This is a genomic window from Shinella sp. WSD5-1 (genome assembly GCF_963942435.1).
Classification (GTDB): Bacteria; Pseudomonadota; Alphaproteobacteria; order Rhizobiales; family Rhizobiaceae; genus Shinella; species Shinella yambaruensis.
On record NZ_OZ012597.1, the window covers coordinates 91,377 to 112,856 of the forward strand.

The following is a 21,480-nucleotide window of genomic DNA, read 5'->3' on the forward strand; positions in this document are numbered from 1 at the left end:
GATGGTTCCTATTTCTCTTCGACGGGAAGGGTGTAGTTGAGACCGGACCGGCCGCCGTCGATGTAGAGGGTCTCGCCGGTGATGTAGCCGGCATCGTCACTGGCCAGGAACAGCACGACATTGGCGACGTCGCGCCCCTCGCCAAATCGCATCAGCGGGATGCGCGACAGGACTTCCCGGCGCTTCTCCACATCCTTGAGGAGATTGTCCTTGTTGAGCTCGGTGTAGATCGTGCCCGGACCGACGGCGTTCACACGGATGCCGTGCGGAGCCAGCGACAGCGACATGGCCGTCGTGAGCGCCGAAATGCCCCCTTTCGACGCGGCATAGGGTGCAATCGTCGGCATGGTCATCCTGACCGAGGAGGACGACATATTGACGATCGCCCCTCCTCCGCCGCGCTCGACCATATGCCTGGCGACCTTCTGGCCAACCAGATACATCGACTTCAGATTGATCCGGATGACATCGTCCCAGTCTTCCTCGGTGAGCTCGAGGAAGTCGGCACGGCGCGTGATGCCGGCATTGGAAAAAAGGATGTCGATGGCGCCCAAGTCCCCGATGACCCGGTCGATGGTGCTGTCCACCGACGATTTCGTGCCGACGTCGCATTCATAGAAACGGCAATCGACGCCGTATTGCCTGGCGATCTCCGCCGCGGTTGTCCCGCCCCGGTCGGCAAGAACATCGAGGATGGCGACATCCGCGCCTTCCTCGGCGAAGCGTTCGGCGCAGGCGCGTCCGATCGAACGCGCGCCTCCCGTGACGACAACACGTTTTCCCTTCATACGCATTTCGATGCCCCTTAAAGCTCACGCAGAGCGTTGAACTGATCCACGTAGCACGAGCCATCGATGCGAACGGCGATGACGGTCGTATTGCCGGACTTCACCGCTGCCTGAAGGGCGTCGGTCAGCTGGCCTTCCGTCTCGACGACGACACCATCGGCACCAAAGCCCTGCGCGAGACTGACCCAGTCCAGACCGCCCAGTTCGATGCCGAACCGCTTGATCTTCTTGAGTTCCTGCTTGATGCGGATCAGTGCGATCTCGCGGTCGTCGAAGACCATGACGATGATCGGAAGCTTTTCCTTCACCGCCGTGTGCAGATCGCCGACAGCCATGAGGAAACCGCCGTCGCCGGCGAAAGCGATGACAGGGCGGCCCGGATGGGCAAGGCGCGCGGCAAGCGCGCCCGGGATCGCGTAGCCCATCGTACCGAGGCCGTTCGACGTCAGGAACTCGCGGGGACCGTAGGATTCCCACTTCTGCACGACGAGCAGTCGGCTTGCACCGGCATCGCACGTCGCGATCGTGTCGCGCGGAAGCGCTGCGCGCGCGACTTCCATCGCGCGGTGAGGCGAAAGCCCCTTGGTCGGCACGTTCAGGGCGTCGATGACCGCGGTGCGGAATGTGGCGGCGGCCTTCTCGCCCCATTCCCCCTGGCCGCCGATGCCGGCGCGCAGCCCCTTGAGGAGACCATTGATCTCACCGAGGATTTCGAGCGTCGCGGGGACGAGCGCATCGAGCGTCGGGGTGTTCGCAAGGCTCAGGAGCGGCGTGCCATAGGGCCACGCCTTCGGCTGAAGCTCCACGGCGTCAAGGCCGACGGTGATGATGAGATCCGCCTGGCTGACGAGATCGCGCTCGATCAGGCCGCCGATGATGCAGCCGGCCCGGAGCGGATGGTCCTCGGGAATGACGCCCTTGCACTTCGACGTCGTCAGAACCGGTGCACCAAGTGCCTCGGCGAAGCCGACGAACTCGGCCGATGCCCGGTCCCACAGCACGCCGAGACCCGCAAGAAGGATCGGCCGCTTCGCCCGGCGGATCATATCGAGCGCCGGCGTCAGCGTTTCCTCGACCGGGATCGTCGACAGCGTGTTTTGCCGCAGATCCGGCGGGAACTTCATCTCCGGGGCTTCGGCGGTCGTTTCCCCCGCCGGAACGTCGATATGAACAGGCCCCGGCGTCGGAGCGGTGGCGGTCCTCAGAGCACGGCGGATCTGTTGCTGCGCGCTCTTCGCATAGAGCGTCGTGCTCCATTTGGTGATCGGATCGTAGATCGCCCGATGATTGATCACCTGGCGCTGGCCGGTTTCCAGGGTCGCGCCCGGATACTGATCGGTGAGGGCGATGAGCGGCGCGCGGTCGAGCCAGGCATAGGCGACCCCATTGACCATGTTCGTGGCGCCCGGCCCGCGGGTCGACGTGCAGACGCCCGGACTGCCGGTGATCTCGCCCCATGTCGCGGCGAGGATCGCGCCGGCCGTCTCCTGCTTCATCAGGATATAGCGCATGTCGCGCTGGCTGGCCGCATCCATCAGCTCGACGGTCTCGCCGCCCGGATGGCCGACGATAAAGGGCGTGCCGCTTTCCTTGATGGCGTCGGCCAAAACTTCGACTGTGCTAGCCATTAGACGAGGTCTCCTCTGGTATCTTGAATGTCGACGATCAGGTTCAGGTGCTGATCGACGCTGACCGTGGCGTCGGGGCCGACAACGGCGGTGGATTCGCGCTCCTCGATCACCGCCGGCCCCTTGAAGGTCGTCCCGGCCGTCAGGCCGTAGCGGTTGTAGACCTGCGCCTCGACGAAGCCGGACTGGCCGAAATGCACGCGGCGCGTTCCCTTGCGCGCTTCGCGCCGGTCGATCTGCCGGCCCTCGAACCGCAGTTTGATTTCCGGGCGCGGGCAGCTCGCCGTGAGGCGCCAGGAGACGATCTCGATCGGCACATCGGTGATGTGGCGGCCAAACAGGAGTTCGTATTTCTCTTCGAACCGCGCCGTCAGCCCCGCACGGAAGTCCGCTTCGAGGAAATCGGCCGGAAGCTCCACTTCGATATCGAAGCCCTGCCCCCGATAGCGAATGTCGACGGACGACTTCATCGTCACCTCGTCCCGGTTCGCACCGGCCGCCGTCAGCTGCGCGACTGCGTTTTCCCGCATCTGTCCGTAGAGACCCGCCGCGACCTCCGGCGTTGCCTGATCGAGCAGGACGATCTGGCTGCGCACGTCATTGACCGCCGGGGCTGCAAGCAGGAAACCAAGGGCCGAGCTGACGCCGGCACCGAACGGGATGATCAGGCGGCTGATCTTGAGTTCCTTGGCGAGCCCGTATGCATGGACCGGTCCGGCGCCGCCCGTCGCGATCAGCGTGTACTTGCGGGGATCGCGCCCCTTCTCGGCGATGTAGCGCCGGGTGGCGGCCGCCATGTTGTTGTTGACGACGGCATGGATGCCGGCAGCGCTTTCGATCGTCTCCAGCCCGGCATCGTCCGCGAGCTTCCTTTTCAGGGCGGCCTCGACGGCGCTGGTGTCGAGTTCCAGCTCCCCGCCCAGGAAGTATTCGGGCGAGAGATAGCCGAGCATGAGGTCCGCATCGGTAACGGTCGGGTTTTCTCCCCCCTTGCGGTAGCAGACCGGCCCGGGCTCGGAACTCGCGCTGTCCGGGCCGACCTTCAGGAGGCCCATACGGTCGAGCCGCGCGATCGAGCCGCCGCCGGCGCCGATCTCGATGAGATCGATGACCGGGACCTTCAGCGGGATGCCGGAGCCCTGTCGGAAACGGCGAACGCGGCCGGCTTCGAAGGTCTGCGAATGTTCGGGCTGGCCCTTCTCGATCAGACACATCTTCGCTGTCGTGCCGCCCATGTCGAAGGCGACCGCATGATCGGTGTCGCTGAGGCCGGCGTAGTGGGCGCCCGATATCGCGCCGGCGGCGGGACCGGACTCGATCATCTGGATCGGCGCATCCTCGGCAACGCCGAGCGCGGCCGTGCCGCCGTTGGAAAGCATCACGCTCAACGTTCCGCGGAAGCCGAGGTCCTGAAGCTTCTGGCGCAGGACCTTGATGTAGCGGCGCATCTGCGGGAGCACATAAGCATTGGCAGCGGCCGTGCAGGTCCGCTCGTATTCCCGGATTTCCGGGGCGACGCCGACGGACGTCGTGACGGGGATGTCCGGATAGGCCCCGGCGATCAGTTCCGCGGCCCGCGTTTCATGCGAGGGGTTGGCGAAGGCATTGAGGAAGCTGACGGCGATCGCATCGACCCCGGCCTCGACCAGCTGCCTCGCCACCGCCAGGACCTCCTCTTCGTCAAGGGGTTCGAGAACCTCGCCCTTTGCCGACATGCGTTCGGTCACGGTCAGGCGAAGCGGCCGAGGGACGAGCGGCTCCGGCTTTTCCATGAAGAGGTCGTAGAGGTCGTAGCGCATCTCGTGGCCGACCTCCAGGACATCGCGGAACCCCTTCGTGGTCACAAGACCGACGCGCGATCCGTTCCGTTCGATCAGGGTGTTCGTCACCAGCGTCGTGCCGTGGACGATGCCGTCGACCTGATCGATCGTGAGCCCCGATTCCCGAACGATCCGCGCGATGCCTTCGCAGATCGCCTGCGAGGGGTCCTGGTGCGTGGTGAGCTGCTTTCCGGTGTAGATCACACCACGACGGTCATCGACGAGAACGAGATCGGTAAATGTCCCGCCGACGTCGACACCGATCCTGACACGGAGATTAGCGGTCATTTCGCACCCCATAGAGCTTCTCGGCCGCATCCTGCGACACGTATCCAAATTCGATGTCCCGCTTGATCGCGGCGGGGTCTCTGTCGGCCGGCGGGCCGAAGCCACCGCCGCCCGGGAAATGAATGTGCAGGGTTTCGCCCGGCTGCAGGACGCTGCGCGACTTGGGGTGCAGGCGCGTCCCGTCCGACAGGGCCACGATCGATTTCGAGCCGGGTCGGCCGCCGAGCAGACCTTGCGGCGGGTATTTGTGGCGGTCCGAAAGGAGCGAGATATTGACCGGGCTGTCGGACTGGATCTCCAGCACGACGTCCTGGCCCAGGCCGCCCCGGAACCTGCCCGCGCCGCCGGAATCCTGCGCCAGCTCCTTGTGGCGCACGAGCAAGGGCGAGACGCTTTCCAGCACCTCGATACTGCCGGCGCCGGTGTTCGAGGGGAAAGCCGTGCAGCCGTAGCCATCCATCCTGCTGCTGGCGCCGAGACCACCCGAGGCGAACAGAACCTGGTTGAAGGCCTGGCCATCCCGCGTGCGGCCACCGAAGACGGTGCGCAGCGTCGGGGCGCTGCCGGATTCCGCGACGACCAGCTCGGGAACGACCTGCGCCAGGCATCCATAGATCGCGCCGGTAAGAAGGTGCCCCGTCAGCTGGCGCGCGGCGACAGGTGCCGGGAAGATCGGATTGAGGATGGAACCGACCGGCGCCTTCACCGAAACCGGCTGGAACGAACCTTCGTTGCGGGGGCTTTCCGGGTCGAGGGCGCATTTGATGGGATAGGTGGCGTATGCCGTCGTGTATTTGAGCACCGAGTTGATGCCGCGATTGATCTGCGGCGAGGTTCCTTCGAAATCGATCTCGAGATCCGAACCGCGAATGGTCAGCCGGCAGTTGATGAAGGTCTCGTCGGCGTCGAAGCCGTCGGCGCGCACGCTCGATGTCCAGGAGCCGTCAGGCAGCGCCTCGATCGCCTTGCGCATGGCGGCTTCCGCGCGGGCGCGAAGTTCGGCGGACAGCAGGACGAGATCGTCCATGCCGGTGTCTTCCAGAAACTGCCGGACGCCGGCGGCGCAGACCCGCTGGGCGGAGACCTGGGCGTAGATGTCGCCGATGACCTGGTCGGGAGCGCGGACATTGTGACGGATAAGCTGGGTCACATAGGTGTTTTCGCGCCCCTCGCTGATGAACTTCACCGGCATGAGGCGAAGTCCTTCCTCGACCAGCTCGCGGCAGTCCCCTGCCCAGCCGGCGCCGCCGATGTCAGGCAGGTGCGCGATCGAACCTGAGAAGCCGACCAGGCGATCCTTGTAGAAGATCGGCGCGGCCATCGTGATGTCCGGCAGGTGCCCCGAGCCGATTTCCGGATCATTGGTGATGATGCAGTCGCCGGGCCGCCATTCCTCGCGCGGAATATGCTGAAGGAACGAGCGGACCGCGCTCGGCAACATGCCGACGAAGGACGGGATGCCGGCGGTGTTTTCCGAGAGGCAGTTGCAATCCGCATCCATGAGAACGGTGGTGAAGTCATTGGATTCACGGACCACCGTCGAGAACGCCGTGCGCAGCAGGGCAGCCGCGGACTCGTCGGCGATCGAGATCAATCGAGACCAATAGATCTCAAGGGAAATGGGGTCGAACACATCGCTCATGAACCGCTCCTGGGGGCCGCCCCAGCCGTTGGCCGGCTTAAAGGCTTTTCAAATTACTAGTATACTGGTATAAGTAATGTCAACGGAATTTTGGAACTTGCCAGCGATTAATGAGTGCACTAGTATCATATACAACATTGGAATGACAGGCCCACCGGCGACCTCCAGAGGAAATCACTTCATGGCAACTCGACCATTCTTCTCAGCAGGCGTGTGGACCGAGGGCCGCGGCGTACCGCTCGAAAGCAGAAACCCGGCAACGGGGGATGTCATCGAGGTCCTGTCGTCCGCTTCGGCGGAAGACCTCGACGAAACGGTACGGGCGGCCCGCGAGGCTGTCGCCGCACCGTCCTGGGCGGGCCTGGCGCCGCATCTGCGCGCCCGCATGCTGCACAAGATGGGTGAGCTCATCGATCGTGATCGCGAGCGGCTTGCCCATGTTCAGATGGTGGACAACGGCAAGACGCTCGCGGAATGTCGCGCCCTTCTGGAAAGTGCCGCGAACACCTTTCGCTATTACGCGGCCGCCTGCGAGACCATGGAGGGCACGGTTCCTCCTTCCCGGGGCGCCTATCTCAATATCGCGGTCGATGTTCCCGTCGGTGTGGTCGGCGCCATAACGCCCTGGAATTCGCCGGCCACGCTGGAGGCGCAGAAACTGGCTCCGATCCTGGCTGCCGGCAATGCCGTCATACTGAAGCCGTCGGAGGTGACGCCGCTCATCGGGCTGGAATATGCGTCCCTGGCCAGGGAGGCCGGTTTCCCCGACGGTATCGTATCGGTCCTGACCGGCGGGATCGAGCTCGGTCGCGCGATGGTGTCCCATCCCGGTATCGACATGATCAGCTTCACCGGCGGCACGGCCGGCGGGCGGCACATCGCAGCGGAGGCCGCGCGCCAGCTCAAGCCCGTCGTTCTCGAACTCGGCGGCAAGTCCCCGCATATCGTCTGCGCCGACGCGGATCTGGAAAAGGCGGCCAACGCCGTCGCGATGGGCATCTTTTCCGGCGCGGGCCAGAGCTGTGTCGCGGGATCGCGGATCTTCATCGAAAGGCGGATCGCGAGCGCGTTCACCGCAACGCTCGTGGGCATCGCCCGATCCCTACGGCTCGGATCCCCCGCGGACACCGGTACGCATCTCGGCCCCTTGGTGAGCTTCGCCCATCGAGACACCGTTCACGCCCATGTCAGCCGTGCCGTGGCCGCCGGCGCAAATCTGCTGACCGGCGGCGCCCTGCCGACCGACGAGGAACTCGCCGCCGGCGCCTATTATCCGCCGACCCTCCTGAACGGCCTTTCGAACCGTTCGGACATTGCGCAACAGGAGGTTTTCGGGCCCGTCGGCGTCATTCTCACCTTCGAGAACGACGAGGACTTGATCGCGCAGGCCAATGACAGCGCGTTCGGACTGGCAGCCGGCCTGTGGACACGGGACATCGAACGCGCCTGGAAGATCGCCACCAGGCTTCAAACCGGCACGCTCTGGCTCAACTCGTACAAGAACCTCTCGATTTCCACGCCGTTCCAAGGCCACAAGCAAAGCGGCCTCGGGCGTGAAAAGGGTCTGGACGGCCTGCGGCAGTATCTCCAGTCAAAGGCGATCTTCTGGCCCGTGTGACCGTCGCGGGCACGGCGTTCTTAACACTATTCTCGCAAACAGGCGCATGACTTGAATGGCGCGCCGACGGAGACCGAGAAGGAAATGTCGAACTCACCCAATCTCAAGAGCGCTGACTTCGTGGTCATAGGGGGTGGCATCATCGGTTGCTGGACCGCCCTGCACCTCGCCCGTGCAGGCAAACAGGTTTGCGTCGTCGAAAAGGCCGAGATCGCGCATAACGGCTCAGGCCGAAACCGCGGAAACGTGCGTGTCCAGCTGCGCGAAGCCGTCGAGCGCGATCTCATCAACCGGTCGCTTGTCCTTTGGCAGGACTTCGAAGAAAGCGCCCGGACGACGGTCGAGTACAGAGTGACCGGCAACCTGCTGGTGAGTTATGACGAGACCCTCACCGCCGATTTCCAGATCGAAGTCGACCGCCATAGGGCGATCGGTCTCGATGCGCATATCGTCGAGGGCGCTGCCCTTCGCGAACTCGTTCCCCATATTTCGCCGGACATCGTCGCCGGTTTCCTGACGACACAGGACGGGCACGTCAACGGGCAGCTGGCCACATGGGAGGCCGCCCGGCAAGCCAAGCTCGCCGGTGTCCGCTTCCTTCGCGGAACTGCCGCGGACCTGATCGAATACGACGACGGCAAGGTTACGGCCGTTCAAACCAGTGCCGGCCGGATAGCGACGGAGAGCATTCTCGTCGCGGCTGCCGGCGACAGTGTCCGCCTCCTCGAACCGCTTGGAATCAAGACTCCGATCAGCCTCGCGCTCCACCAGATCCTGGTGACGGAGAAGCTGCCCTTCGTAACCGGGCCCTACCTTCGCTGCGCCTCGCCACGAATAAGCTTCTGTCAAACCGCCAGCGGAACGCTGCTGCTCGGCCTCGGCCCGGCCAGCGACATCGCTCCGGATGCGCCGCAACGCGTCGAACCGAGCAAGATCGAAGCGATCTCCAGGGAGACGATACGGCTGGTGCCGGCCCTCAAGGACGCGCATATCGTGCGCAGCTGGAGCGGGCTCTTCGACCTCACGCCCGACGGCCGCGCCATGATCGGACCGGCCGAGCATGTCTCCGGCCTGTGGATTGCGACTGGTTTCAACGGCCACGGCATGGCGATCGCGCCGTCGGTAACCGAGAGCCTGGCGCAGGCGATTCTCGGCGAAACCCCGACGGTCAGCCTCGATCCATTCGCGCCCGTCCGGTTTGAACGGCCACTCGACATCGAAGCGTCCGACGAGCCGGTGAGCCGTGTCGGCCATCTTGGCAATCTCGTGGCGCCGCCCATTCAATAGGAGATCAAATGGTACTGATTTTGGACAAGGCCGCCACGCTCGATTGCCTTGAGCTGGACAAGCTGGTCGACGAGATTGGCGACGGGATGGCCGCGTTGAGCAGGGGCGAGGCGGTGCAGCCGCTGAGGACCCGGGTTTTTTCCAGCAGGACAGGCGGCCTTCTGGCGAGCCTTCCCTGCTATCTCTCCGGTGAAGAACTGTTCAGTGCAAAGCTCGGTTTCAGTCATCCCACGCTCCGGGACGTGGATGGCACCCGTCACCTGACGCAGATCATCGCCCTCGGCGACACGGAAGGGCGGCTTCTGGCGGTCATGCACGGAACCCTGCTCGGGATGTATCGTACCGCTGCCTGCTCCGCGCTCGCCGCGAAGTTCCTTTCCTCACCGAAGGCTTCGCACCTTGCGGTGCTCGGCTGCGGACCGATGGGTCAGGCGGAAGCGGAAGTCATGGCCGCAGTCCGTCCGTTGTCGCGGATCACGGTCCATGATCCGAACCGGGAAGCTGCGGAACGGTTTCGCGGGGTCGTGGAGCGGAAAACCGGCATCACCGTGACGATCTGCGCATCGAACGAAGAGGCGGTAAGCGGCGCGGACCTCGTGTCGCTGGCAACTACGTCCCACGATCCGGTGATCAAACGCGAATGGCTGACCGCAAACTGTCATGTTTCCGCGCTCGGAGCGCATCGCAAGGATCAGCGAGAGGTGGACAGCGCGACCATGGCCGCGGCCGCGATCTTCATCGAGAGCAAGGACGCGCTGATGGCCGAAGCCGGCGACTATCTCATTCCCATTTCCGAGGGCCTCTACGATGCCGATCACTTTGTCGCCGAGATCGGCGACCTTGCGGACGGCAAGCTCGACCACAGGACCTTTGCAGACAGGTTGACCGTGTTCAAGTCCACGGGCGTGGGCGTGCAGGATCTGGTCATCGCCCGCCATGTCTACCGGCGGGCCCTGGAAAAGGGCGCGGGCGTGGTTGTCGACTTCTAGACCTGCGGGGTCTCAATCGCTCATCCGGGTTGCGCATGCCCGGCACCTCGCAATGTCTCGATCATAATCCCGATTGACAAGGATATTAGTTATACTAGTATCCTTAATAACGATAAGGGAACATGTCATGGAAATCGTGAAATACCTCACAAGCGTGAACCTGCTGACGGGCCTTTGGATCGCTATCCAGATTACCGCGCTTGCCATGGTGTGCGGCCTGGCGCTGGGCCTGGCCCTCGCATTGATGAGGATGTCGAAGAATCCGGCCATCAGCGGCGTGGCGTGGGTGTATATCTGGATCATGCGCGGTACGCCGATCCTGCTGCAGCTGATCTTTATCTTCGATGCGTTGCCCCGGCTGGGAATCCGGCTGGATCCGTTCACGACGGCGGTCATCGGTTTCGCCCTGAACGAAGCGGCCTTTGCGGCGGAGTTTATCCGTGGCGGGCTCCTGTCGGTGAAGCGAAACCAGTCCGTGGCTGCCTCGGCGCTCGGCATGGGCCCGTTCATAACGCTGCGCAGGATCATCATTCCCCAGGCGCTCCGGTCGATCACCCCGCAGATATCCAACGCGACGATATCGATGCTGAAGGGAACATCGCTCGCCTCGGTCGTCTTCGTGAACGAGTTGACGTTCCGCGCACAGCAGATCGTCGCGACAAACTTCGACTTCTTCACGGTTTTCATCGCTGCCGCATCGCTCTATCTCTTCACGACGACGCTGATATCGCTCGGCCAGCTCGTCATCGAGCGCCGGCTCGATCCGGAGCTGCGCAGCCTCAGCAAACAGCCGTCCATCTGGGAGCGCTGGGTCACCGGCGTGCGCACCCAGCACTACGAGGTCGTCGATGCAGACGATGGCGGAGCGGCAGGCGGCGCCGGAACCATGGCCGCCGACAGTTCGAAACCCGCGCCCGCCAAGCCCGACGACAACTCCATCATCAAGGTGCTCGCGGCCAGTGCGTCAAGGAGCGCACGCGAGACGGCCGATACACCCTTCGTCATCTGCAAGAACGTGCACAAGGCGTATCACCTGCGCGGAAGGGGTGACCTCGAAGTTCTCAAAGGCGTCGACTTCGAGGTCCATCCGGGCGAGGTCGTCGCCATCCTCGGCGCCAGCGGCTCCGGCAAGAGCACGCTTCTGCGCCTGATCAATCACCTCGAAGTCCTGAACGACGGCGAAATCCTGGTCGAAGGCAAGCATGTCGGCTACGAGCGCAAACGCGGCAAGCTCGTGCCCACCAAGCACCTGGCCAAGGCCCGGGCGGATGCGAAGATCGGCATGGTTTTCCAGAGCTTCGATCTCTTCGACCACAAGACGGCGCTCGAGAACATCATGGAAGCGCCGATCCAGGTCTACGGGATGAAGCCCCAGGCGGCCCGCGAACGCGCGATGCAGTTGCTGAAGGGCGTCGGCCTCGAAGAGCATGCGGACCACTTGCCGATGCGCCTTTCCGGCGGCCAGCAGCAACGCGTTGCGATTGCCCGTGCGCTCGCCACGGAACCCAAGCTCATGCTGTTCGACGAACCGACCTCGGCACTCGATCCCGAGCTCGTCGGCGAGGTCCTTGCCGTCATGCGCAGCCTTGCCGAAGCAGGAATGACGATGATCGTCGTGACCCATGAAATCAACTTTGCCCGCGACGTCGCCGATCGGGTGGTGTTCATGGACAAGGGCGTGATCGTCGAGGACGGCCCGGCCCGCGAGGTGCTGACCAACCCGAAAGAGGAACGCACGAAGCAGTTCCTGCGCATGGTCGACCGGCGCGACTGACACAGGACCGCCGGGCAGACGGTCCGCTCCGCCGTGCAGGGAGCAGGCACACCCCCGGGAGGGGTCCTCTCAAACTGCCGACTGTGAATGGTCTCGTTCCTTGGACATCCAAGGGCGGCCGATGACCCGTGCCCTCGAATGGGAGGTTCCGGGTAACACGAAGTGAGGATTTCATCGTGATTGACGTATTGGTCATCGGAGGCGGCAATGCGGCATTGTGTGCGGCGCTGATGGCGCGCGAGGCGGGCGCCTCGGTGCTGATGCTCGAAGCCTCGCCGAAGGAGTGGCGCGGCGGCAACTCCCAGCATACCCGCAACCTGCGTTGCATGCACGACGCGCCGCAGGACGTCCTTGTCGAGGCATATCCGGAAGAGGAATACTGGCAGGACCTGCTGAAGGTGACGGGAGGCGAGACCAGCGAACATCTCGCCCGTCTTGTTATCCGCGCCTCCTCGAATTGCCGGGACTGGATGCGCCGCCACGGCGTGCGCTTTCAGCCGCCGCTATCGGGCGCGCTGCATGTTGCCCGGACGAACGCATTTTTCATGGGCGGCGGCAAGGCGCTCGTCAATGCCTATTATCGAAGCGCCCAGGCCCTTGGTGTCCGTGTTCGCTACGAAACGCCGGTGGCCGGGATCGTGCTCGACGGCGATCGCTTCGTCGGCGCTCGCACGGAAAGCGGGGAACTGATCACCGCCAGGGCCTGCGTGCTGGCCGCCGGCGGCTTCGAATCGAACCGGGAATGGCTGCGGGAGGCCTGGGGCCGCAATGATCGCGGCGAATGGCCGGCCGACAACTTCCTGATCCGCGGGACCCGCTTCAATCAGGGGGTCCTCCTCAAAGACATGATGCGGGCCGGAGCCGACATGATCGGCGATCCGTCGCAGGGCCACTGCGTCGCGATCGATGCGCGCGCGCCACTCTATGACGGAGGCATCTGCACCCGCATCGACTGCGTCTCGCTCGGCGTGGTCGTCAATCGCGATGGTGAACGCTTCTACGATGAAGGCGAGGACTTCTGGCCAAAACGATATGCGATCTGGGGACGTCTCGTTGCCCAGCAACCAGGCCAGATCGGCTATTCGATCATCGACAGGAAGGTGATCGGACGCTTCATGCCTCCGGTATTCCCGGGGATCACAGCCAACAGCCTGCCTGAACTGGCGACCAGGCTCGGCGTGCCGGTCGAGGTCTTCATGCGCACGCTGGACAGCTACAATGCAGCCTGCCGGCCGGGTACGTTCAATCACACGATCCTCGACGACTGCCGGACGGAGGGCGTCGTACCCGCAAAGACCCACTGGGCTCTGCCGATCGATACGCCACCCTTCTACGGGTATGCCCTGCGGCCGGGGATCACCTTCACCTACCTTTCGCTGAAAGTGGATGACACGGCCGCGGTGCGGTTCGGCAACAAGCCGAGCTCCAACCTCTTCGTCGCCGGCGAGATGATGGCCGGTAATGTGCTCGGAAAAGGCTACACCGCCGGGGTCGGCATGAGCATAGGCACGGCCTTCGGGCGGATCGCCGGAACCCGGGCCGCGGCCGCCGCGCTCGGCAGGCCGGCATAATGGAGGGCGTTCGAAATGGCCGCAATTGAAGACCTGGAAAGGCTCGCATCGGATGCCGAGCGCGAACTCGAGACGAACGCCGCGGAGGTCGACCGCATCCTGCATATCTGCAATGCCTGCCGCTACTGCGAAAGCTTCTGCGCAGTGTTTCCAGCCATGACACGCCGGCTCGACTTCAACGTGGCCGATGCGCACTACCTGGCCAATCTATGCCACAACTGCTCCGCCTGCCTCTATGCATGCCAGTACGCGCCTCCGCATGAGTTCGGCGTCAACGTGCCGAAGACACTGGCGCAGGTACGGCGCGACACCTATGTCGAATATGCCTTCCCGAAATCCCTCGGCGTGCTCTACCGCCGCAACGGACTGACCGTCGCCATGGCTGTCAGCCTTGGCGTCGCGGCGTTCCTTGTCGGTGCGATCCTGATGCAGGGCAGCCTGTTCGTGCATGGCCTCGAGGGGCAATTCTACGCGATCTTCCCCCACAACCTCCTCGCCGTCCTCTTTGGTGCCGCCTTCGGCTTTTCTGTTCTGGCGCTGGCGATCGGGGTCATCCGGTTCTGGAGGCAGGTATCCGAGCCGGGAAAGCCCGTGCCCCTTCCAAACGCTGCAGGAGAAGCGGCCCGGGCTGTCCTGACGCTTCAGTATCTCGACGGGGGCCACCGTGACGGCTGCAACAATGAAGACGACGCGTTCACGCTCTGGCGGCGCCGCTTTCACCATTTTACGTTCTACGGGTTCATGCTCTGCTTTGCCTCGACGTCGGTCGCGACCCTGTACCACTACCTGTTCGCCATGGAGGCACCCTACCCGATCCTCAGCCTGCCGGTCCTCCTCGGCACCGCCGGCGGCATCGGCCTCCTGATCGGCCCCGCGGGGCTGTTCTGGCTCAATATCCGGCGTAATCCGATGCAGGCCGATGAGACGCAGAAAACGATGGATCGAGGTTTCATAGCGCTTCTGTTCTTCGTGAGCCTGACAGGGCTCGCGCTCCTGGCATGGAGAGACACCGCCGCAATGCCGCTGCTTCTCGCCGTCCATCTCGGGTTCGTCATGGGCTTCTTCCTCACATTGCCCTACGGCAAGTTCGCCCACGGCATCTTCCGCAGCGCGGCTCTCTTGAAATACGCGATCGAGAAGCGTCGGCCCAATCCGGTTCAGGCAGGCGGCGGCGAGTGATCCGCCGCAACGGCTTTTCCGTTCGCAACAGCCGAAAATCACTTTCCACGGCCGCCTCGCTTGACATCGCGTTACCATTAAACCAGTATACTAGTTATAGAAAAAAGGGGAGAATGTCATGAAACGTATGTTGTTGCCATTTGCATGCCTAGCATTCTTCGGCACCGCGATCTCCGCTGCAAGCGCCGCTCAGTGCGAACCCGGGAAAGTCGCTGAGAAGTACCCCGGTTTCGCGGGCAAAGTCGTGAAAATCGCCGCGTCGCCGGCGCAGCCGCCGTTCGCCTATTCCGACCCCGACAACCCGGACGAGATGATCGGCTTCGAAGCCGAACTGATTCAGAACGTCATGGACTGTGCCGGCCTCAAGTATGAATACTACAAAGGCGCATGGTCCGGCCTGCTCCCGACGCTGTTTGCCGGCTCGACCGATCTTATGATCGGCTCGGTCAACTACCGCCCCGAGCGCGCCGAGAAGGCTGACTTCGTTCTCTACGCGCGTGCCGGCCAGAGCGTGATCGTGCCGAAGGGCAATCCGAAAAAGATCGCGAAGCTCGACGACGTGTGCGGCCTCGTCGGTTCGGCAAACATGAGCGGTTCGTCCGCGCAATCCCTTCAGCGCCAAAGCCAGAAATGCGTCGAGAATGGATTGACCGCAATCGACTACCGGCCCGCCGATTCCGCTGAATCCGCCTATCGCCAGATCCTGACCGGCCGCATGGACTTCGTAATGGATGACGCGGTCGCGGCAAACGCACGAATCCAGAAGGAAGCGTCGATGGAAATCGTCCAAACCGTCATTACGGACATCTATACCGGGATGGTCGTCGCCAAGGGCAACAAGGAAATGCTCCAGGTCATCGCCGACGGGTTGGCGGTCCAGCAACAGGACGGCCGCTTCAAGGCATTGGCCGAGAAATATGGGCTGCCTGCCGAGATCCTCATTCCCATCGAGACACGACAGTAAAGAAGTCGATCCAGGACGAATGATGACGAGCCATCGGCATAGCGCCGATGGCTCGTCGGTCAGCAGGCCCGCAACTGCCGATGCGCAGTCGCCCGCTCACTATCTGCCACCCTGTAGCCAACGCCATCCAGGACACGCCGGATGTGATATAGTGCTCGCGCTCGACCCCGCGCTGGCGAAAGTCTGCCGGACACCGAAACATAGGGGCAGGAAAGATGATCCTCAGAAAATGGTCGGCTCGCATCCGCACCGCGCAGGCGGAAGAATACGTCCAGTACGTGGAGAAGACGGGCGCTGGTCATTATGCCGAGACCGAGGGCAACCTTGGCTACCAGATCGTGTTGCGCGAGCTCGGCGATGGCACCAGCGAGATTTCGACCATCAGCTGGTGGACGGATCTCGACGCCGTCCGCCGCTTTGCCGGCCATGACTATGGCGTCGCGCGTTACTATCCCGAGGATGACCAGTATCTGCTCGATCGGCCGGAATTCGTCGAGCATCATGAGGTGCGGGTTTCCGATCTGACCCGGCTCACCGGCTAGTGGAGAAGGCCGTGAACGGCAACCTCATCGAGCCGAACCTGAAATCGACCGCATGACACGCGAACCGAGGGATGATGCAGGCTTTACACCAAGACTTCTGCAGGAGCTCCACAACGGGACAGGAAGGCAGGCTCGCGCTCGATGGCGCTCCTATCGGGCCGCCAAAAAAGCTATTCTTCGTACGCTGATCCCACGGGAGCCGTCACGATGGTTGTTCTGTTGCGCATGGCGCTGATCGCGCTGGCGATCTCATGGGCGCCGGCTGATCGCGCGTTCGCCGAACCGGCGTCGTTTCCCGATCTCGCGGATTCGGTCGCCGGCAGGAAGGATGTGACCTTTGCCGACCTCATCCGGCTCGTCGTGCCCCGGATCGCCGCAAACGGCGAGGCGTCTTCCGGCGACGAGGCAATCGACGTCCGCCACATTGGCGGCGAAGCGTGGAGCAGTGCCGGACCAGAGGCGACGGAACTTCTGAAGCTTGCGGCTCTTCCGGCGCGCTCCGGTGGTCTGGATCGGATGGTGCTGCTTCTGGATTTCGGCCAGGCGCGGGACAGCGCCTCCGGTTTTGCCGTACTTGCCCTCTTCGACGTCACGGGCGAGCCGAGGCTTCTCGACGCCGCCGATGTCGCCTTCGACCGCTGGACATCCTTTGCCGAACCGGGTCGGCTTGCGGTCGGCGAAGGTGACGATCTGCTGGTCACCCGCAGCACCCATTTCAATTCCAGCCAGGGCTATGCGACCACGGCCCTGGTACTCCTGCGCGAAGACCGCTTCGAACTCATCGACAGGATTTCCACGCTGGACGACAGGGCATGCGCCTTCGAGCGCACGCAGCGGCTCGACATCCGGCAGGGGACGGGAGCGCCGTTCGCGGATATGGAGGCCACCGTGACCGAACGCACGGTAGGCTCCGGAGAGCAATGCGGCGATGCAACCGCTCCAGAACCGGGAACACGCACCATCGCCGTGACCTATCGCTGGGACGACGCCGGGCAGCGGTACATTGCCGATTCGGATGCATTCGCAGCACTGGCGCGCGAGAACGAGGAGCGGTTCTGACGATAGCAGGAAATGTTCGACGGCTGCCTTTGTCCAGGGAAAGCGCTGCCGCAGGACCACCCCGGACGTCGCCGCAAAAATGGTCTGCGGCGACGATACCAGGGTTTCACGCGACGACGGCGGCGAGGACGCTGACGCAGTCGCCGGGCTTGACCAGGCCGGGGAAATGGCGGGCGGCGAGGATGCCGTCCATCCTTGCCTTCACCTCCAGCGGCTCCACGCCGGTACGGCCGACGGGATGGATACGGGCGACGACGGCGCCGGCCTGCACCATGTCCCCAAGGTCGTAAAGCGGCTCGATGAGGCCGCCGTCCTCGGCGAAGGAGAAGCAGTTGCCGTCCGGCATGTCGAGCCAGGTCGTCCCGGACGCCTCGACGGCGCCCTTGAGGATGCCCGCCGCCTTCAGCACGTTCGCCACACCCTTCTTGGCGATGCCGGCGCTTCTCGCCGTCGCCGTGCCGCCGCCGCCAAGTTCGGTGGTGATGAAGACCTTACCCATCTCCTCGGCCGCCGTGTCGTACATCCCGACCGCATCGATCTCCAGCATCTTCATCGACCAGGGCGCACCGAAGGCACGCACCAGCGCGAAGGCCTTCGCCTCCTGCGCCTTGTCCGGCAGGATGTGGGCGGCGCAGAAGGGCAGGAAGTCGAGCGTCTTGCCGCCGGAATGGAAGTCCAGCACGATATCGGCGAGCGGCAATAGCATGCGCTGGAAGTAGTCGGCGATCTTCGGCGTGACCGTGCCGTCCGGCGCGCCCGGAAAGCTGCGGTTCATGTTGCCCTTGTCGATCGGCGAGGTGCGCGTGCCGGCCAGGAAGGCCGGGTAGTTCATCGCCGGCACGATGATCACGCGGCCGGTCACATCCTCCGCCTTCAGCGTGCGGGCGAGGTCGAAGAGCGCGATCGGCCCCTCGTATTCGTCGCCATGGTTGCCGCCGGTGAGGAGCGCCGTCGGCCCCTCCCCGTTCTTGATTGTCGTCACCGGGATCATCACCGAGCCCCAGGCGGAATCGTCCCGGCTGTAGGGCAGGCGCAGGAAACCGTGCTGCACGCCCTCGGCCGAGAAATCGACGGTGGGGCTGATCGGCGACGGACGAAGCGTGCGGTCCGCCATGGTTCAATCCTTCACGAGAAGCTTGCGTGGCACGTCGGCGAGGCATTCGACGCCGGTCTCGGTGATGAGGATGCTCTCCGTCGTCTCGAAGCCCATGTCCTCGAGCCAGAGGCCCGTCATGAAGTGGAAGGTCATGCCGGGTTTGAGTTCGCTCCGGTCGCCGGAGCGCAGGCTCATGGTGCGCTCGCCCCAGTCCGGCGGATAGGAGACGCCGATGCCGTAGCCGGTGCGGTTGTCCTTGACGATGCCGTATTTCTTGAGCACCGCGAAGAAGGCATTGGCGATATCCTCGCAGGTATTGCCGGGTTTCGCCACCGCAAGGCCCGCCTCCATGCCCTCCAGCGTCGCCTTCTCCGCATCGAGGAAGGCCTGCGTCGGCTTGCCGAGGAAGACGGTGCGCGAGAGCGGCACATGGTAGCGGTTGTAGCAGCCGGCGATCTCGAAGAAGGTGCCCTCGCCCGATTTCATCGGCCGGTCGTCCCAGGTGAGATGCGGCGCGGAGGCCTCGACGCCCGAGGGGAGCAGCGGCACGATGGCCGGATAATCGCCGCCGATGCCGTCCGTGCCGCGGATGCCGGCGTCGTAGATCTCGGCCACGAGATCGCATTTGCGCATGCCGACCTCGATCCTGTCGAAGATGCGCTGGTGCATCTTTTCCACGATGCGCGCGGCATTGCGCATGTACTTGATTTCCGTCTCGCTCTTCACCGCACGCTGCCAGTTGACGAGCGCGGTGGCGTCGACGAAGCGGGCATTCGGCAGGTGTTTTTGCAGCGAGGCGAAGGCGGCGGCGGAGAACCAGTAATTGTCCATCTCGACGCCGATGGTCAGTTTGTCGAGGCCGCGCTCGGCGAGCTTGGCCGAGAGATAGTCCATCGGGTGGCGCTCGGTGGACTGCACGTAGTTGTCGGGATAGCCGATGATGTTCTCGTGCTTCAGATAGGCGGTGAACTTCGCCCCGTTGGCATCCTGTCCGCGGCCGTACCAGATCGGCTCGCCCGTCGGCGGCACGACGACGCACTGGTGCACGTAGAAGGACCAGCCGTCATAGCCCGTTAGCCAGTTCATGTTGGAAGGATCGCTGCATATCAGGACGTCGATGCCCCTGGCTTCCATGGCCCTGCGCGTTTTCTCAAGGCGCGCCTCATACTCCGGAAGTGAGAACTTCAGGTTCGCTTGTTTCATCGGTTTTTCCTCTATACCCGGCGAAAAGCCGGTCTCAACTCTCGAAGGCCGTGCCGGCGCCCGCCGCTACCGCGCGGGCGGCAGCAAGCGTTGCGATAGCCGTGTCCTGAATGCCCGTGCCGGTCAGGTCCGCCACGGTGATCTCTTCGGGGCCGCTGCGGCCCGGTTTGCGCCCGGCGATGATCTCGCCGAGTTCGGGGAAGCCCGCGCCCTCCGTCACGAGCCCCGCCGCGATGGCGTGGTGCAGTTCGCCGAGCCGGCGCGTCTGCTTGAGGCTGTCGGCGACATAGAGGCCGGCGCCCGTGATGACGGCCGGCTCGATCTCGTTCTTGTGCTCGGCATCCGAGCCCATGGCCGTGACATGCTGGCCGGGCTGGAGCCATTCGGCCTTGAGGACAGGGGTTTCCGAGGGCGTGGTGGTGACGATGATATCCGCACCATCGACCGCCGCCCGGCCATCGGCCTCGGCGCGGACGGGAAGGCCGAGCCTTGCCGTCAGTTCCAACGCAGCCGCCTCCGCCTTCTTTCCGTCGCGCGCCCAGAGGCGGGCCTCCCGGATCGGCCGGACGAGGCACAAGGCCTCCAGTTGCAGCTTCGCCTGCATGCCGGCACCGAAGATGACGGCGACCGTCGCATCCGGACGCGAGAGGTGCCGGGCGGCGACGGCACCGGCTGCGGCGGTACGCACATCCGTCAGGTAGCCGTTGTCGAGCAGCACCGCCTCGACGAGGCCGGTCGTCGCCGAGAACAGCACCATCAGGCCGTTGGTGCTCGGCAGGCCGATCTTCGGATTGTCGAAGAAGCCGGGGCTGATCTTGATGGCGAACCCGGAGAGGCCGGGCACATAGGCGGTCTTCACGTCCACCTCGCCGCGGTGCTCGGGAATGTCGAGCCGAAGGATCGGCGGCATGGCGACGGCCTTGGTGGCGAGCGCATGGAAGGCGTCCTCCACGCAGGCGATGGCTTCAAGGTCGAGCGGAACGATGCGCCGCAGCTCCGCTTCCGTCAGTATCTTCATCCGCGTCACGTTCTGTCCTCCGTAAAGGGATCGGCCACGCCGTCAAGGACCCGCTTGTGCAGGCCCATGTCCACGTTCCGGCCGGAAAGGATGACGGCCACCGGGCCATCCAGCCGGCCAAGTCGGCCGGAAAGCAGTGCCGCGATGCCGACCGCCGCCGCTCCTTCGATCACCTCGCGCTCCTCGCCATAGGCATGGCGCATGCCGGCCGCGATCTCCGCTTCCGACAGGAGGATAACCTCGTCGAGCAGCGCGCGGCACATTTGAAAGGTCACGGCATTGTCGAGGCCGATGCCGCCGCCGAGCGAATCGGCAAGGCTCGCCACCTCCTCGACCGCGACCGGCCGCCCCGCATCGAGGCTCGCCTTCATCGCCGCGCCGCGCTCCATGGTGAGGCCGATGACGCGCGCCTTCGGCACGCGTCCCTTCACCGCCGCGGCAACGCCCGCCGCCAGCCCGCCGCCCGACAGCGGCACGAGAACGGTCGCGACATCCGGCATCGCCTCGACGATCTCGAGGCCGAGTGTGCCCTGCCCCGCCACGACCGCCGCATTGTCGAAAGGCGGGACCATGACCAGGTCGGCCTCGGTGACCAGCCGGTCCACCTCGACCTGCGCCTCGTCCTGCGACCGGCCGACAATGCGCACGTCCGCGCCGAGCCGGCGGATCTCCGCGACCTTGTTCTCCGGCACGAGCCGCGACATGCAGATCGTCGCGACCGATCCCTCGGCCTTCGCGGCATAGGCAAGCGCCCGCCCATGATTACCCGTCGAGGCGGCCACGACGCCGCGCGCCCGCTGGTCCGCCGAAAGCGACAGCACGGCATTCGTCGCCCCGCGCAGCTTGAAGCTGCCCGTCGTCTGATGGTGTTCGAGCTTCAGGCCGACCGGCACGCCGCAGCGTTCGGTCAGCGACGCCGACGGGACGAAGGGCGTGCGCAGCACGCGGCCGTCGATACGCCGGGCAGCCAGTTCGATATCCGCCAATGTCACGGGAAGGTCTGTCTTCGTCATG

Annotated in this window: 17 protein-coding genes; 9 read left to right on the forward strand and 8 right to left on the reverse strand. The window is 64.3% G+C overall.

Annotated elements, in window-relative coordinates:
• Positions 1-8: 8 nt before the first annotated feature.
• The 4 genes from AABQ55_RS23620 to AABQ55_RS23635 are packed head-to-tail and all read right to left on the reverse strand — an operon-like array spanning position 9 to position 6,166.
• A complete protein-coding gene (locus AABQ55_RS23620; RefSeq protein WP_244766384.1) occupies positions 9-794 on the reverse strand; it encodes an SDR family NAD(P)-dependent oxidoreductase in 786 nt (261 codons plus the stop codon).
• An 11-nt stretch (positions 795-805) separates the two neighbouring features.
• Positions 806-2,416: a thiamine pyrophosphate-binding protein gene (locus AABQ55_RS23625; RefSeq protein WP_272807743.1), complete on the reverse strand. Its 1,611-nt coding sequence runs from the start codon at positions 2,414-2,416 to the stop codon at positions 806-808.
• Positions 2,416-4,524, reverse strand: a complete 2,109-nt coding sequence (locus tag AABQ55_RS23630) for a hydantoinase/oxoprolinase family protein (RefSeq protein WP_272807742.1) — start codon at positions 4,522-4,524, stop codon at positions 2,416-2,418. Before AABQ55_RS23630 ends, AABQ55_RS23625 begins: the two co-directional genes overlap by 1 nt.
• Positions 4,514-6,166, reverse strand: a complete 1,653-nt coding sequence (locus AABQ55_RS23635) for a hydantoinase B/oxoprolinase family protein (RefSeq protein WP_272807741.1) — start codon at positions 6,164-6,166, stop codon at positions 4,514-4,516. The genes AABQ55_RS23630 and AABQ55_RS23635 overlap by 11 nt, the downstream gene beginning before the upstream one ends.
• Before the next feature lie 76 nt (positions 6,167-6,242).
• Here AABQ55_RS23635 and AABQ55_RS23640 point away from each other — a divergent pair, with 76 nt between their 5' ends.
• From AABQ55_RS23640 to AABQ55_RS23680, 9 genes are all read left to right on the forward strand, one after another.
• Positions 6,243-7,784, forward strand: a complete 1,542-nt coding sequence (locus AABQ55_RS23640) for an aldehyde dehydrogenase family protein (protein WP_272807740.1) — start codon at positions 6,243-6,245, stop codon at positions 7,782-7,784.
• A gap of 84 nt (positions 7,785-7,868) precedes the next feature.
• The gene (locus AABQ55_RS23645; protein WP_272807739.1) at positions 7,869-9,071 is read left to right on the forward strand and encodes an NAD(P)/FAD-dependent oxidoreductase; all 1,203 of its coding nucleotides are present in this window, start codon (positions 7,869-7,871) and stop codon (positions 9,069-9,071) included.
• A gap of 8 nt (positions 9,072-9,079) precedes the next feature.
• The gene (locus AABQ55_RS23650; RefSeq protein WP_272807738.1) at positions 9,080-10,060 is read left to right on the forward strand and encodes an ornithine cyclodeaminase family protein; all 981 of its coding nucleotides are present in this window, start codon (positions 9,080-9,082) and stop codon (positions 10,058-10,060) included.
• A gap of 127 nt (positions 10,061-10,187) precedes the next feature.
• On the forward strand, positions 10,188-11,834 hold the full coding sequence (locus tag AABQ55_RS23655; protein ID WP_272807737.1) for an amino acid ABC transporter permease/ATP-binding protein: 1,647 nt from the start codon (positions 10,188-10,190) through the stop codon (positions 11,832-11,834).
• 176 nt (positions 11,835-12,010) lie between these two features.
• A complete protein-coding gene (gene tcuA, locus AABQ55_RS23660) occupies positions 12,011-13,405 on the forward strand; it encodes an FAD-dependent tricarballylate dehydrogenase TcuA (RefSeq protein WP_288084773.1) in 1,395 nt (464 codons plus the stop codon).
• 15 nt (positions 13,406-13,420) lie between these two features.
• Complete coding sequence (gene tcuB / locus AABQ55_RS23665) at positions 13,421-14,584, forward strand: tricarballylate utilization 4Fe-4S protein TcuB (protein ID WP_272807735.1); 1,164 nt, start codon at positions 13,421-13,423, stop codon at positions 14,582-14,584.
• Between the two features lie 118 nt (positions 14,585-14,702).
• Positions 14,703-15,548, forward strand: coding sequence for a transporter substrate-binding domain-containing protein (locus AABQ55_RS23670; RefSeq protein ID WP_272807734.1), 846 nt, complete (start codon positions 14,703-14,705; stop codon positions 15,546-15,548).
• A gap of 215 nt (positions 15,549-15,763) precedes the next feature.
• Entirely contained in the window at positions 15,764-16,090 is a 327-nt protein-coding gene (locus AABQ55_RS23675) for a hypothetical protein (protein ID WP_244766375.1), read from the forward strand.
• 207 nt (positions 16,091-16,297) lie between these two features.
• Positions 16,298-17,149 carry a hypothetical protein gene (locus AABQ55_RS23680; protein ID WP_272807733.1) on the forward strand — a complete coding sequence of 284 codons (852 nt, stop codon included), beginning with the start codon at positions 16,298-16,300 and terminating at the stop codon, positions 17,147-17,149.
• A gap of 106 nt (positions 17,150-17,255) precedes the next feature.
• Here the strand turns inward: AABQ55_RS23680 and doeB are convergent, their stop codons facing one another.
• From doeB to eutB, 4 genes are read right to left on the reverse strand one after another with little or no spacing between them, the layout of a single operon-like run.
• The gene (gene doeB / locus AABQ55_RS23685) at positions 17,256-18,263 is read right to left on the reverse strand and encodes a N(2)-acetyl-L-2,4-diaminobutanoate deacetylase DoeB (RefSeq protein WP_272807732.1); all 1,008 of its coding nucleotides are present in this window, start codon (positions 18,261-18,263) and stop codon (positions 17,256-17,258) included.
• Positions 18,264-18,266: 3 nt separating this feature from the next.
• Complete coding sequence (doeA, locus tag AABQ55_RS23690; protein WP_272807731.1) at positions 18,267-19,448, reverse strand: ectoine hydrolase DoeA; 1,182 nt, start codon at positions 19,446-19,448, stop codon at positions 18,267-18,269.
• Positions 19,449-19,482: 34 nt separating this feature from the next.
• Positions 19,483-20,475, reverse strand: a complete 993-nt coding sequence (gene eutC, locus AABQ55_RS23695) for an ectoine utilization protein EutC (protein ID WP_272807730.1) — start codon at positions 20,473-20,475, stop codon at positions 19,483-19,485.
• A complete protein-coding gene (gene eutB / locus AABQ55_RS23700) occupies positions 20,472-21,479 on the reverse strand; it encodes a hydroxyectoine utilization dehydratase EutB (protein WP_272807729.1) in 1,008 nt (335 codons plus the stop codon). The genes eutC and eutB overlap by 4 nt, the downstream gene beginning before the upstream one ends.
• Between the last annotated feature and the right edge of the window lies 1 nt (position 21,480).